Source organism: Burkholderia sp. WTPI3 (assembly GCF_021483755.1).
GTDB lineage: Bacteria > Pseudomonadota > Gammaproteobacteria > Burkholderiales > Burkholderiaceae > Burkholderia.
The window spans coordinates 39,637-53,429 of the sequence record NZ_JAGIXF010000013.1; the positions used below are offsets into that span (position 1 = coordinate 39,637).

The 13,793-nt window shown below is 63.5% G+C and carries 12 protein-coding genes and 4 pseudogenes; 8 read left to right on the forward strand and 8 right to left on the reverse strand.

Annotated features, from left to right (window positions below; all coding sequences use genetic code 11):
- Positions 1-348: 348 nt before the first annotated feature.
- The gene (locus J7024_RS09520) at positions 349-1,164 is read right to left on the reverse strand and encodes a helix-turn-helix transcriptional regulator (protein ID WP_233410022.1); all 816 of its coding nucleotides are present in this window, start codon (positions 1,162-1,164) and stop codon (positions 349-351) included.
- Between the two features lie 203 nt (positions 1,165-1,367).
- Complete coding sequence (locus tag J7024_RS09525; RefSeq protein WP_124828389.1) at positions 1,368-1,844, reverse strand: nuclear transport factor 2 family protein; 477 nt, start codon at positions 1,842-1,844, stop codon at positions 1,368-1,370.
- Positions 1,845-2,109: 265 nt separating this feature from the next.
- On the opposite strand from J7024_RS09525, the gene J7024_RS09530 reads away from it, so the two are divergent.
- On the forward strand, positions 2,110-2,502 hold the full coding sequence (locus J7024_RS09530; protein ID WP_234745002.1) for a winged helix-turn-helix transcriptional regulator: 393 nt from the start codon (positions 2,110-2,112) through the stop codon (positions 2,500-2,502).
- Positions 2,503-3,055: 553 nt separating this feature from the next.
- On the opposite strand, the gene J7024_RS09535 is transcribed toward J7024_RS09530, so the two are convergent.
- Entirely contained in the window at positions 3,056-3,433 is a 378-nt protein-coding gene (locus J7024_RS09535; RefSeq protein ID WP_124828387.1) for a YXWGXW repeat-containing protein, read from the reverse strand.
- Positions 3,434-4,055: 622 nt separating this feature from the next.
- Between J7024_RS09535 and J7024_RS09540 the strand changes: the two genes are divergently transcribed.
- The gene (locus J7024_RS09540) at positions 4,056-5,168 is read left to right on the forward strand and encodes a porin (RefSeq protein ID WP_096501234.1); all 1,113 of its coding nucleotides are present in this window, start codon (positions 4,056-4,058) and stop codon (positions 5,166-5,168) included.
- A 311-nt stretch (positions 5,169-5,479) separates the two neighbouring features.
- Here J7024_RS09540 and J7024_RS37270 read toward each other — a convergent pair whose 3' ends face one another.
- On the reverse strand, positions 5,480-5,683 hold the full coding sequence (locus J7024_RS37270) for a hypothetical protein (RefSeq protein WP_279607207.1): 204 nt from the start codon (positions 5,681-5,683) through the stop codon (positions 5,480-5,482).
- Positions 5,684-5,886: 203 nt separating this feature from the next.
- On the opposite strand from J7024_RS37270, the gene J7024_RS09550 reads away from it, so the two are divergent.
- From J7024_RS09550 to J7024_RS09560, 3 genes and pseudogenes are all read left to right on the forward strand, one after another.
- On the forward strand, positions 5,887-6,300 hold the full coding sequence (locus J7024_RS09550; RefSeq protein WP_260435055.1) for an Imm75 family immunity protein: 414 nt from the start codon (positions 5,887-5,889) through the stop codon (positions 6,298-6,300).
- 103 nt (positions 6,301-6,403) lie between these two features.
- Positions 6,404-6,948 (forward strand): annotated as a pseudogene (locus J7024_RS09555) (contractile injection system protein, VgrG/Pvc8 family); the annotation flags it as partial.
- A 194-nt stretch (positions 6,949-7,142) separates the two neighbouring features.
- Positions 7,143-7,610: a transposase gene (locus J7024_RS09560; RefSeq protein ID WP_234745003.1), complete on the forward strand. Its 468-nt coding sequence runs from the start codon at positions 7,143-7,145 to the stop codon at positions 7,608-7,610.
- Here the strand turns inward: J7024_RS09560 and J7024_RS09565 are convergent.
- Complete coding sequence (locus J7024_RS09565) at positions 7,570-7,983, reverse strand: GreA/GreB family elongation factor (RefSeq protein WP_234745013.1); 414 nt, start codon at positions 7,981-7,983, stop codon at positions 7,570-7,572. The two genes, J7024_RS09560 and J7024_RS09565, sit on opposite strands and share 41 nt — an antisense overlap.
- A gap of 595 nt (positions 7,984-8,578) precedes the next feature.
- Between J7024_RS09565 and J7024_RS37460 the strand changes: the two genes are divergently transcribed.
- Positions 8,579-8,701, forward strand: coding sequence for a hypothetical protein (locus tag J7024_RS37460; RefSeq protein ID WP_268838165.1), 123 nt, complete (start codon positions 8,579-8,581; stop codon positions 8,699-8,701).
- Between the two features lie 250 nt (positions 8,702-8,951).
- Here the strand turns inward: J7024_RS37460 and J7024_RS09570 are convergent.
- Positions 8,952-9,420 (reverse strand): annotated as a pseudogene (locus J7024_RS09570) (CBS domain-containing protein).
- A 170-nt stretch (positions 9,421-9,590) separates the two neighbouring features.
- Between J7024_RS09570 and J7024_RS09575 the strand changes: the two are divergent.
- Positions 9,591-10,177 (forward strand): annotated as a pseudogene (locus J7024_RS09575) (GTP cyclohydrolase II); the annotation flags it as partial.
- Between the two features lie 762 nt (positions 10,178-10,939).
- The gene (locus tag J7024_RS09580) at positions 10,940-11,146 is read left to right on the forward strand and encodes a hypothetical protein (RefSeq protein ID WP_234745004.1); all 207 of its coding nucleotides are present in this window, start codon (positions 10,940-10,942) and stop codon (positions 11,144-11,146) included.
- Positions 11,147-11,668: 522 nt separating this feature from the next.
- Here J7024_RS09580 and J7024_RS37465 read toward each other — a convergent pair.
- The gene (locus J7024_RS37465; RefSeq protein ID WP_442861901.1) at positions 11,669-11,773 is read right to left on the reverse strand and encodes a hypothetical protein; all 105 of its coding nucleotides are present in this window, start codon (positions 11,771-11,773) and stop codon (positions 11,669-11,671) included.
- Positions 11,774-13,005: 1,232 nt separating this feature from the next.
- Positions 13,006-13,776, reverse strand: a pseudogene (locus tag J7024_RS37470) (hypothetical protein).
- Positions 13,777-13,793 lie beyond the last annotated feature (17 nt).

Sequence of the window (13,793 nt, forward strand, 5' to 3'; positions counted from 1 at the left end):
GGATTGGGGAATCGACGGGCGCTCGCATCCATCGGGCGGGCCGTCAGGCGCGTCCGGTCGCGTGGACCCGGTCGGGTTGGAATGGAATGAAGGGCGTTATGCCCGCGCGCGGCGCGGTACGCGATACCGGTTTTGCCGATCGATGCGCGTCGGCCCGCCGTCGCGAGACGCGCGCCCGGCCGCGCGGGCGGGCGTCCATCCGTGGTTCGGCATGACGTGTCTCCGTTGCATCCGACGCGCCGCTGTCGTCGGGTGAGTCAGATACTAGGAGCGGGCCGGTCTGCTGTCTGTCGTCGTTTTAAGGACAAGCGCGACAAAGGCGGCAAGGTGAGGACGAGATACGCTTCTCTAGCGATCGCCGGCGGCCGGCGCGTCTTCATCCGTCACGCACCATGCGAAGAGCCCGGCCCGGTTGGCGATGCCGAGCTTCGCGAGCGCGCGGCCGAGGTAGGTGCGCACGCTGCTCGGTTTGAGCGTGAGCGTGTCGGCGATTCGCGGAACGGGTCGGCCCTGCAGCACGGCGCGACACACGAGCCGCTCGCGCTGCGACAGCGCGGCGCCGCTGGCCGCCAGCCGTTGCTCGAACCGCTGCAGCAGCGCGCCGTCGTCCTGGCGTGGCGTGAGCCGCGCCAGGCGCGCGTGCTGGATCAGCAGCGGCAGCACGAAATCGCCGAGCTGCCGCAGCAGGCTCAGCTCGGCCAGCGTATAGGACGGCTGGCCGCGCCGCCGGAACAGCGAGAACGCATAGACATGGTCTCGCTCGCTGCCGAGCAGCGTGCAGTCCTCGCCGAGATCGCCCAGCGCGAACTGGCGACCGTACTCGGTCGCCGTGTCGATTTCCTCGTTGCACGAGAACACGAGCTGCGAATCGGTGACGCGTTCGATGTGCGGGAGCAACGTGTCGTTGCGCCAGTCGCCCTGTGTATACAGATCGAGCGCATGGCGCGTGCCGCCTGGATCGTCGCCACCCGCGAAGAACAGCACGTCGACGCCGTCGACCGCCTGCGATCCCGCGCCGCGCCGGTAACGGGTCGCGACGCTGTAGTGGGACTGCGGATCGACCGTTTCGCGCAGCCAGCCCCAGAGCCGGGCGGGGAACTGCGGACTGCCGAGGCTGGCGACCAGGTCGCCGGCGCTATTCAGTGAAATGTGGGCAGGGCTCATCGTTGACACCATCTTCGCGAACGGCCGCGCGCGCTGGCCGTGCAGCGCGCGCGGCGGCGCGCGGACGGATGATGCCCCGATCCGGTGATGCGAGTCGGGGCGGCGTGGCGGCGATGCACGATTGTAGGTGACTTCGCCGGCGCCGGGCGATCATGCGCGTTTCGCGAGGTGCCGGCCGCGCGGCGATGCGCGGCCTCGGCCGGTCAGAACATCGTGTTCGCGTTCGCGGACTTTTCCGGTACCGGCTGGATCACGTCCCAGTGTTCGACGATCCGGCCGTCCTGCACGCGGAAGATGTCGACAACCGCCTCGCCGCGATCGCCCGGATGCTCGGTCGCATGCACGTGCAGATAGACGAGATCGCCGTCGGCCGCACTGCGGACGATGCGTGCGCAAGATTCCGGGTTCTTCTGAAATGCGCCGACGAAGTACGACACGAACGGCTTCTTGCCGTCGGGCACGTGCGGGTTGTGCTGCTTGTAGTCGTCCGCGACGACAGCCGCGGCTTCGACTGCTTCGTGTTTGTTGAAGAAGCGGTCGTAGAACGTCAGCACGAGTTGGCGGTTGGCCTCCTCGGCGGCAACGTCGCGCGTGGCCGGGCCGGCGGCCAGCGCGGCCGTCGATGCGGCCAGCAGGACGAACGCGGCGATGGTGCGAACGGGGAGGCGGAGCGGTGACATGTCGGGGTTCCTTGTCTGGCGATTCGTGGATGGCGCGGGGGGCGCGACTGCGGGTGCCGCCGATCGTGAGGATCGGCGCGCGAACGGGTGCCGCTGGCGCGCGGCGCCGGCGTGCAGCCGCATGCTTCGTAGAACTGGCGAAACCGTGCGGCCCGTCGGGTCGCTCGAATGGTACAGTTGCCGCGAACCCGTCACAAGAAGTCACAGCGGTGTGAACAGGTCACGCCGCTGTGACCTCGTATTGCCCGTGAAAGAGAATCCTGCCATGCCGTCTCCGTCTCCGTCCGCCGACGACTCCGTCGAACTCGATCAGCCGTGCCCGATTCGCGATGTACTCGACCGTATCGGCGATCAGTGGAGCCTGCTCGTGCTCGAAGCGCTGTCCGGCGGCACGTTGCGCTTCAACGAGCTCGGCTGCGCGATCGGCGATGTGTCGAAGCAGATGCTGTCGCGCACGCTCAAGCGGCTCGAGCAGGACGGCTTCGTCAGCCGCACGCTGTACGCCGAAGTGCCGCCGCGCGTCGAATATGCGCTGACCGAGCTCGGTCAGTCGTTCCTGACGCCGATGCATGCGATGATCCGCTGGGCCGACGAACATCACCGTGCGATTTGCGCTGCGCGTCGTCGAGTGCAGGAGCCGGAGGGCAGTGGGTGTTGAGCGGGGCGCGGCACGCCGCAGCGTCATCCCGATGTGTGGCGAACCGACGGGTATTCGCTTGCTTGGGTGGCAGATGATTTCGGCGTCCGAATTTTCGGGTGAAACGGACGGGCTGCACATGCGCCATTGCAAACGCATGGATGCGCGCTTGCGAACCCGGCGGCGGCCAGGGTGTTTGACTCGCCGTGGTCGTGGCAGGGGCAGAGTGACATTCGCCAGATTCGTTCACGTTGCGAACTGACTGCCCGCGATGCGTTGGTTGCGACGTGCACCGAGGCGATGATTTCGTGTCCCGATGCGCAGAGGGCGGAGTGACTCGTGAGCGTCGATCGTTTCGGATCGACGTGGCCGGGCCGTCGCGGAAGCCGGATACAACGGGTGTGCTGCAGGGCGTATGACCGATCGCTGTTCCGGTTCGGATGGCGTTCGTGCTCCGGTGATATCGGCCGATGCAGGTACTGGCCGCCGGGCAGGATCGTCCGGCAGCCGAACGGCGCGGAACTGCCCGCCGTCCGACTGAGTCGCGTCGGGCCATCGCCGACGCGTCTGCTGTCTATCGCCAGGCTCCATCGACGTAGACCCATATCTGGCCCTGGCGCCGCCAGTAGCCGGGGACCCATCGATGCCCCGGGCGGCGGGCGACCCACCGGCCGGACACCCAGATATAGCGGCCGCGCTGCCAGCGCCAGTAGCCGTCGGTCCACACGTAGCCGTGCGACCTCGGTGGCGGCGGGCGGCGGTCGTGTCGCGGCGCGGGCGGTGCAAAGCCCGGGCGATCCGGATAAGGCGGCCTGCCGGGCGCGTGGTTCGGACCCGGCGGCCGGTATCCCGGCGGCGGCGCGGGCTGAGCCGAGGCGGTACGCAACCAGCCGCCTGTACCGGCGAGGGCGGCGGTCAGTCCGATGGCGTGCAACAGTGAGCGTCGATTCATGGCGGGTCCTCTTCTGTAATACGGGCTGCCTTACATTAACCTGCCAGTTCCGCGGCCGCGTTACGGCGGGCGTTAAGGCTGTTACTACATGTCACGACGGCGGTCGCCGTCCGCGCTGCCTTTTTGCGGCAAGCCGCGCGTTGCCGGCGCTTGTGCAGGCGAATGGCAACCGCAGCAGCGGCGTCCTCCTTCGTTTACTGTTGTTTACCAATTGGGCGTTGCATTTTTAGTCGGTCAAACCCGGTATCCGAGGTGAAAATAGGTAAAAATTGCCGATTTCGCGGCGATGCCTCGTTCTGCTTGTTGTTTCTATGCAACCGTCAAGCTGGTGACATGAAAGAATGGTGGGATGAAAGCCTCCAAAAAGCACGCGTCAAGAAGCCAAAAAAAGAAGCTAAAACAAATACTTATAACGCGTCCCCATTTCTATTATTTCTAGTTCTGGAAAAGCTTATTTCTTTATTTGCGGATCGCTCCCCTAGGGTACACCCCTAAACTCACGGTTCCCAAACGGGCAACTATCCGGGCGCAGCCAGCAGTACCGATGGCGTTTCCGGGCGGTTGCAGACCGTTTATGAACAAGGTCGCGAGACCTGCCTCTTTTTAGAAGGGAGCTCCACGAATGAACAAGACTCTGATCGTTGCAGCAGCTGCAGCATCGTTCGCTACCGTCGCTCACGCGCAAAGCAGCGTCACGCTGTACGGCGTGCTGGACGCAGGCATCACCTACCAAAGCAACGTCCAGAACGCAGCTGGCCAAGGCAAGTCGCTGTGGTCGATGGGTTCGGGCATTGACCAGAGCCGCTTCGGCCTGCGTGGTTCGGAAGACCTCGGTGGTGGCCTGAAGGCAATCTTCACGTTGGAAAGCGGTTTCGGCATCGGCAACGGCAAGTTCGCGAACGGTGGCAACAACACGATTTTCAACCGTCAGGCATTCGTCGGTCTGTCGAGCCAGTACGGCACGGTTACGCTGGGCAAGCAGTATGACTCCGTTCAAGACTACCTGGCTCCGCTGACCGCAACGGGTTCGTGGGGTGGTACGTACTTCGCTCACGTCGGCAACAACGACAACCTGAGCACGAACGGCGGCTACTCGAACAACAACTCGATCAAGTTCACGAGCGCTAACTACGCTGGCCTGCAATTCGGCGGCACGTACTCGTTCTCGAACGACACGAACTTCGGCAACAACCGTGCATACAGCGGCGGCGTGTCGTACCAGTTCCAAGGCCTGAAGCTGGGTGCAGCTTACTCGCAAGCGAACAACCCGAACGCAACGTCGTCGGGCGCAGTCGTGTCGGATAACGCACTGTTCAACGGCCAAGGCCGCCTGCGCACGTACGGCGCGGCAGCTGCATACGCATTCGGCCCGGCGCAAGTTGGCGCAGCATGGACGCAATCGCGTGTTGACAACCAAGCTAACGGCGGCGGCACGTTCCACGCTGACAACTACGAAGTCAACGCAAAGTACAACCTGACGCCGGCTCTCGGCCTGGGTGCTGCTTACACGTACACGAGCGCGAAGGTTGACGGCAGCAGCGCACACTGGAACCAGTTCGGTCTGCAAGCTGACTACTCGCTGTCGAAGCGCACGGACGTGTACGCACAAGCTGTGTACCAACGCGCATCGAAGAATGCAGGCGGCGCGTCGATCTACAACGGCGACCCGACGACGGCAGCAAGCTCGTCGATCAACCAAACCGCAGCAACGGTTGGTCTGCGTCACCGCTTCTAAGCGTGACGGCTGGGTAACCAGCTTCGCAGTATCAAAAAAAGGCGCCTTCGGGCGCCTTTTTTTCGTCCGTCGACGGCGGAAACGCCTGAAGCGATGGCGGTGCCGGAGATGCAGGGCGTCCGGACGCAAAAAAGCGAGGTCGCGGAACTTATACCCTAACGATACATAGTTCGTGAGATGGTATCGAGGAAACCCCGTTTACAGGGCTTTCGCACATCGCAGGCTTGCGATGTACAAATACATCGGAATGCATCGTTACCCTCAAGCGCCGACGGAAACGTCGGCGCTTTTTTAATCACGTGATTCGTGCGTCAAAGTGGCTTGGAGGGTTCTGCCTGCGGCAGCACCCTCGGCTTGCCGTGATCGGCGTGGTGCACGGAATGCGGTTGCTGGACGCGGTGTAGCGCGCGATACACAGTCGTCTTCGAAAATTCGCAGCCGGCCTGCACAAGCGCGTCGCGTTGCAGATCGAGATGCGGGTCATCGGTCGAAATGCGGGCGTAACTGATCAGCATGCGCATTCCAATTTGTAGGATGAAAATCCAGTAGAGTTGGACATTGAAAGATGGAAGCCGAATCCAGGCGCCCTTGACAGGCGTATCGCGGGCGCATTGGGCAGGATGCCGCTCGCAGCTGTCAGCCCGGGAAAGAAAATGGGGAGGGAAGCCTGTTCGCGCATCACGAAGCCGCTGTTGCCGCGCGCGACCCAACCACGTTCATCGACGACGTCCGGATCGAAGCCATCGACGATGGGACCGATCGTCTCATCGTGACGACCGCAGCCGGAAACGAGGCGCTTCTGGTTCACTTCCTGCCCGATTTTACGGGGACGCCATCGTTCGGGCGACGGTTGTATCGCCTGCGCGACTGGGCCGACGAACTGGCCGATTGGGTGGATCAGATGCGCCGCGTGCGGCAACTGACCCACGACGAACAGGCAGAAGTTTCGGCGCCTGGCGGCATGATGCGCGTCGAACTGGCCGGATGCCGCGAGGTCTCTGCAGGATTGCATGCTATTCAAACGGCGGCTTCTGCCCGCCGAGTGACCGCCGAATGGGGCAACCTGGCCGGCGAGATCGATGCGCAGATCAAGGCGATGATCGGCGGCTTGCGGCGCCAGCCTCGAAATTAGAGCAGGATATTTGACAATCGCTAAAGTTTCACGTCATTGACGCTGCCTGAAATGAGTTTGCCGTACCTTTGGCGGCAAATTCTAGAAAAACATTGAGAGAAAAATGGTACTCAGGCCACTTGCGCTCGGGGAACTGAAATTTCGCGAGCTGTACGACGCGATTCATCGGGGCTTGCTGCAGCGCAACCGCCTGCCGAAGCTGGACACGTCGCTGGGCCAGAACGCGCTGATTCCGTTGCGGGCTCGTGGCACGGCCAGGATCGGCCGCGATTACAACTGGACGCTCGACGTCGCGTCGCTACGCGACGACACCGCGCTGCTGTCTCTGATGCACCAGCCCGTCACGCTGTGGATCCAGCAGCCCACCGCCCCGTTTGCCGACTCCGTCTATCGTCCGATCCACGGCTTCGTGCACCGGGTCGGCTACCTGGGCGGGGACGGTGGACTGTCGACATACCAGCTGGAATTTTCATCGGCGCTGGTGTTCCTGGGCGGCACCCGTAACGACGAAGGCTGGCTCGAGCAGACGGCGCAGGAGATCGTGTCCGATCTCCTCAATCGCTATCCGCAGCTGCAGGGCCGGACCGCTTCACCCTGAACCGCGAGCCAGCGGTGCGCTCGTGGTGCCGGCAGAGCGAAACGGATCTCCGTCGTCAACAACCTGCACTACGGTGCTGCTCGGGCGCTTACCAAGAGGCGCTGATCGAGCGGGCGCTGAGCGGCGAGATGAGTCACCATCTCGGCTACCCGCCAGGCGCTGCCAAGCCGAGCGCCGTGACCAACCAGCGCAATGGCTCGGGCGCCAGACGGTTCTGACCGAGGACGGCCCGATCCGTATCGAGGTGCCTCGCGACCGCGACGGTAGCTTCGAGCCGCTGCTGATGCCCAAACACGAGAGGCGCTTCACGGGCTTCGACGACAAGATCGTCGCCATGTATGCCCGGGGCATGACCGTGCGCGAGATCCGAGGAATTTCCATAGGAGCAATACGGTACCGCGGTTTCGCCCGATTTCATCAGTTCGGTCACCGACGAGGTCATGGCCGAAGTGACCGCGCCAGCGGCCGCTCGAACCCCATGTACCCGGTCGTGTTCGATGCGCTACGGGTCAAGATTCGCGAAGACGCCGTGGTGCGCAACAAAGGCGTCCACGCTGCGCTGGGCGTTCTACCCGACGGCACACGCGATATTCTGGGCTTGTGGATCGAAGGCACCGAAGGCGCCAAGTTCTGGATGAAGGTCTTCAACGATCTCAAGACGGCCGGCGCCGTTAGCGCGTGTATTCGCCGTTGGCTTCCGGCTGGAACCTGATGGCGGAGACTTTCATCAGCTTCTCGATGCCGCTCGGCTGCATGACTTTGACGAGCTGGCCGCGTTGCGTACCCAGCAATGCCATGCCGACCGGCGAGAACACGTTCAGGCGCCCCAGTTCGAGATTGGCGGCATCGGGATAAACAATCGTCCACGTGGCCTGTTCCTGCGATGCTTCGTCGAGCAGCGTGATCTGCGAGTTCATCGTGACGACGTTGGCTTTCACGGCGTCTGGCTGGACGATATCGGCGCGCTCGAGCAGCGTGTCGAGCATCGTCTGGAATCGGGGATTGTTTTCGGCGTGCTTCTCGGAGCGGGCGACGTCTGGTTGGTGTGGTAAAGGCGTTGTTTCATGGGTTCTCCAAACAGTCAGCGCCGGGCGGGTGTGGCGTGCCTATGAGGATCGCCCGGAGCCCGTCTGACGTGGCTCCGGGAGGAGACCAGTCCGTCAGATCAGGCGCCGGGCGGCGGCGAGCGGCACTGGGCCGTGCGTCGAGCGTAAGGGGTGCGCCGGATGGTCGACGCGCACACGCACGCCGGCCGGACCGGACGGCGAAATGGAAAGGAGCGTGAGCGCGTGCATGATAGATCGAATATCGAGGGGCGAATAAAACCTTACGATTCTACAACATAACCTTCCGGGGCGGTGAGTCGGGTGTCGGCCTTTCGTCAGGTATTGTTGTGGAAATGATTTAAGTGATAGCTATTTCATGGGCCGGTGGCGCCGCTAATGTTTTGTCAAAAACGCAACGCTGTATGTCCAAACCAAGGGTTTTCCCGCTGACTGATGAGGGCTTCGCTACTGCCATGGACCGGTTCTGCCGAGCGGGTCAAAGAACATATTTCGGAGGTCCATCATGGCAGTCAGTCATTTCACGCAGCGATCGGCGCATCGTCCTTGCCGCCCCGATTGCATCGTTCTAGTCCGACCAGGGCTTGACCCCGCTTGCATAGGTCGGGCCGATCTCGTGCAACTCGAACAGAACGGCTACAAGCCGCTCGCGAGCGATGCGCAATATCCGCAGAACGTCCAGGTAGCAGAACAACGCATCCAGCCGAACCAGCCGATGCTCGCGCAAGCCGATACATGAGGCTGGCTATGGTGCAGTGGCGACCGCCGCCGGCCACAGTCGGGCCGCCGCATGACGCGCAGCCCAGAATCCGATAGTTCGGTCTACTTCGGCAACTGAATACCCCGGGTCTGCCCGAGCGCAGCATATGACCGACGGGACGCGCGCCATGCGCGCGTCCGCGTTAGCGAAACAGAACCTCCGTCGCCGCATTCCGGCGGCTTTTCCGCCCAGACGCTCGCGCGTTTGGGCCTTTTTTGCTGGGGCGGGGTCAGGCGGACGTGACCGTGGGCGTGCCGTGGATGTAGTGCTCGAGCTGGCTGATCGTGAACTGCTGGTCGGCAATCACGCTCTTCACGAGGTCGCCGATCGAGATCAGGCCGATCAGCTTGCCATTCATCGAGGACGGGCAAGTGGCGCATCCAAGTGCTCGGTCGTCAGCGCCAGCAGCACTTCGTCGGTGGATTGCGACGGTTCGACGTAGCGCACCTTGGTCGTCATGATTTCGTCGACGCGGGTGGCCTTCGACGAACGATCCTGCAGCACGACCTTGCGCGCGTAGTCTCGTTCGGTAACGATGCCCACGCGATGTCGTCGCCGTCCATGACCAGCAACGCGCCGATGCCCTTTTCCGCCATCAGCTTGATGGCGTCGTAGACGAAATCGGCTTTCGTGACGGTGTAGATCGTGCGGCCCGAATCAGGCTTGGCTTTGAGAATCTGCGCGACAGTCGTGCTCATTTGCTTTCTCCGTGTGCAGAACGATGCAGGGAAGGCAGGGCGTGATGCGCGCGATGAGGCCAGTATAGCCGGGCCTGTGGCGGCAGTCGCGTGACGTTTCCAGATTAGCGGTAAAACTCGGGCACGCACTATCCACGTAACTCCTACATTCTGATCGTTCGATTGAATTCATGATGTCTTCGCGTCCCCAATCGCCCACGCCGGGCAATGGCCAGGCCGACGAGTGCGTGACGCTCGTCGCCACCGCGCGTCGCTGCCCACGCGCTACGGTACGTTCACGTCGTACGCTTTCCGCGTATCGGGCAGCGATGCCGAACTTCTCGCGCTCGTGATGGGCGACGTCTCCGGCGAGCAGTCCGTGCTGACGCGGCTGCATTCCGAGTGCCTGACCGGCGACGTGTTCGGCTCCTACCGCTGCGATTGCGGCGAGCAACTCGATCTCGCGCTGCGCTACATCGCCGCGGAAGACCGCGGCGTGCTGCTCTTATCTGCGCGGCCACGAAGGGCGCGGCATCGGCCTGAGCAACAAGATTCGTGCGTATGCGCTGCAGGAGCAGGGGCGCGATACCGTCGAGGCCAATCTCGATCTCGGCCTGCCCGACGACGCGTGAATACGACTCCGCCGCTTGCGATTTTGCGGATCCTCGAAACGCGGCGACGTCGGTGCGACTGATGAGCAACAATCCGAAGAAGTTCGACACGCTTGCGAAGCGGCATTCCCGTGTGCGAGCGCGCGCTGCGGTGCCAGGTGCGGAAGCCTGGCCGCTATCGAGTTGGCAAAATGTTCAGCCGTCGCCGAAGAGCAGGCAACAAGCCGCTTCTGCCTGAAGTTGCTCAGGCTCGGCGAATGGTTTCTGGAATTGCTGGTTCTAAAAGTCTAAATAAACCGCTCGGCACATGGGCGGTCGAGTGCGGCAAGTGAAAATTCGGCGATTGTCTGCCGATGGCCTTGCCGTAGCGACCGCCGCACGGGAAAAGGGGCCACGCTGGGCCACATATTCATGAGCACGCGCCTGGGCCGCGCGATGGTGAGCGCCCGCGCGCTTGCGGCGGCAAGTGTCGGTTCCATCTGCAGGCATGCGTGCCGGTGGCTATCGCGGAGTGACTGCGTGATCGACCATCATTAACACATATCCAGACTCAGTCCTCGCTTCAGCCAGGTCGCGTCGAGCAATGCGCTCAGGTTCTGACGCCAGATCCGGTTCTCTAACGCGACGTAAGCGCCTTCCGCACAACCGGATCGATCGGCGATACGTGTGCGTGGTGCCGAGGTCCGGGTGCGCGATCCTGATCCCTTGCGTTCGACGCGCCGGTGGGCTGTCTGCCACAGGCGGTGACTATTTTGCGGCATTCGACACAGGGCAACGTCACGTTCTGCCCGTTTGCTGGCGGCGACCGATCTGGACGCGAGGATAGGCATGGGAGAGCGTATTCGCGTTTGGAAGCGGTTTCAAAATGACCCGCCCCGTGACATTCGCGCATTTCATTGCGATCATCGAGCGGTTTCGGCAGGGCGGGCGTGTCGCACAAGCGTGCGACGCGTGATGTGCCGCAGGCGGATCGAACATGGAACGAATCGTCGCGCGCGGCGGTGCAGAACCTGTGCGGCGACAAGGGATCGACGGGCATGAGTGCATCTTTGGAAATCGACACCGCCCGGCTGAGGTTGCGTCGATGGCGGCCGGAAGATGCAGCGCCGTTTGCGGCGATCCATGCGAAATCCTGATGTCACTGCGTGGTTGGCATGCGGGCCGATGAGCGTCGACGAGGCGCGCGCCGGTATCGAGCGTTTCGAAGCGCATTTCGGCGAACACCTGGTTTCGGCCAATGGGCCGTCGAGCGCAAGACCGACCGTGCGCTGATCGCGCTATGCGGACTGTCGCGCGAAGTTCGTGATACGCATCCGATGGCGCCCTGCGTCGAGATTGCGTGGCGGCAGGCGCGTGCAGCGATGAAAGGCATGGTTATATCGCCAGGCGGCTGCCGCGGTGTTGGTCGACAGGTTCGCGCGAATCCGGGCTCGCCGACATTTTCGCGTGGACTGCGCAAGGCAATCTGCGATCGCAACGCGTGATGCAGCGAATCGGCATGGAGCGGCAACCGGTGCGCGACTTCACAGCCATCTGAGTTGCCGGAGGGCAGCTGCAGTCGCACGTCGTTTATGTCGCGCGTTCGCCTGCGTTCGATTGCCGGAGTATGGCACGGGGGCGTAACCGGCGCGTAGCGGGTGCGTCGCGCGGGGCGTTTCTCAACGCCATGCGGCGTTCTGCAGGGCGATCCGGTAGCCGGTGGCGTCCTCGAACGTTTGTCCTGATGCATCCCAGTACACCCCGGATTGAACGACGTTACGCACGCATGGAAGCCGTGCGCGGACGCGGGCACATGGCTTCCCATGCGTGAGGGTCGGGCAGGTAGAAGACGATCAGGTCTTCCGGCGTCGGCGACGATATGACCGGTTCGCCGGATAGTGCGTGAATTGGGGAATGGGCAGTCGAGGCCTTCGCGGCCGAGCATCGCGCCGGAGAAGCCGTCGTGATCGTCGAAGCGCGCGAGCGCCGACAATTCGAACGCCGCAGTACATGCGTTCGGTTCGGGCCAGGTCAGCGGCAGGGCGGGCGATGCGCAGGTGGGCGTGCATGAGGGCCTTGGGCGTGCGTAGCGGTTCTGTCGAGGATAAGCCGCGAGTGTGTCGCTTGTGCAAGCATCCGCGCTTGCGGCCATCGCAGTCGTATTTATATTGGAGCGCCCCGGCGGAACGCGTTTCGGGGTGCCTCCTCCATAAGACACTCATCGCCATAGCGATCGCGCGATGCCACGTGCTTCGAAAGTTTCCGGATATCGGTGCCGTACGGCGGCGCGATCGGCGGCTCGTGTGCGGGCGTAATGGTGGCGTTCCGCCTGTCGTGAGTCGATAGGCAGGCGTGGTGACGGAAGTCGTCTTTGTCCCGTTTATGCTGTTGCTGACGCGCGGATGCGATGCGCCGCATGCATGCCGGATCGGCTGCGAACCTGATGCGCAAGCCTAGCTTTCCGGGCCGTTTGCCGGGCCCTCGCCAGTCTCGTTTGAGGGCTGCGCTGGAAGTCGCGTTCGGTTGGGGCGCGAAGGGGACGATGGTGCTAGCGGGGCTGGCGGTCGGGCGCTGATGGTGCTGACGGGCGATGCGAGCGGCGTGTCGGACCTTCCGGGCACTCGAAGAAGCTGGTTGTACAAACTGCTTGTATTGATCAGCAGGTTCTCGCGCTGATGTTTGTCTTCCTCTACTACTTGCCAGCGCCGGCAAAGGTGTCCGCCGCAGGCGGAATAGGGCGGCAATGCGTCCCCAATAAATTATTGCAGGCAAGAAAAAGCCCGCTGCAGGAGCGGGCTGAATCCATGTTGGAGTTATGGAGGAACGATCAGGCACCAGGAAAAGCCCGGGGATGGCAGAGCCCTCGTTGCAGTGTGCAACGCGAAGCGCAGACACACCTTCCCGATAACGGCACCGGCGCTGTCGCGCGGCCCTTGCCGGTGTTCGGCAGGGGGCTGCCGTCGGCCGGTTATCCTCCCAGAGGGTGCCAGCAACCCAGTGGCGCGGTCGCGGTACCTCACATACCGCTCGCCCAAGCATGCGCGGGAAACGCACCGAATCGTTCCTGCGCAATGGCACCGCTGTACTTGTTGCGCCATCTCGGTCTCGATCCACGCACAAGGCGTCGCGCGCGCAGTCGGTCGAGTACGTGCCGCGTCGCGTGTCCGTCGATGTCGTGACGAAGCGCACGCCGACCTCGTCGTCAGACACTTTTCGCTGAAGCTGGTTGAGCTGTAGTTGCGGCCCGTGCCGGTGCGACAGCGCGCGCAGTTCGTCGAAGTGATATTCGAGCCAGTCGGCGAAGAACAGCGCATCGCTGTGGCATCGCAACCGGAATGCCGCGCTGCGCGACGGGACGCGCGGTGCCATCATCGCCACCCCGCCCGCGGCTCGCGTTCGGCGCAATGGCCGCGTCGACGGGCGCGAGCGGCTGCCGGAGCTGTCGATACGGCTCGCGCTCGCGCAGCGCGTGCCTGGCAGCTCGTCGCCGGCGGCGCCGGACGGCTGCATCGTCAGGTCGTGCCGGCCGTCGCCGACAGGGGCGACGTCGCGAATCGCGGCGCAGCGACCAGGCAGTGCGTCGGCGGCCAGCAGCGTGGCGGCGCGCGGTGGTCCACGCAGGAGCGCCGGCCGGCGCGGCGCCGGCCGCACGGAACACCAGCCCGCGGCGATCGAGTCGCACGAGCGGCAGCGGCCGCGAAACGACGGGTACGCAACCGCGATGCGGGCGCCGCTGGCGCTCGTCCAGCCCGGGCATCATCGCGCGAAAGACCTGAGACTGGTCCACAGTGGTTTCTCCTTCGT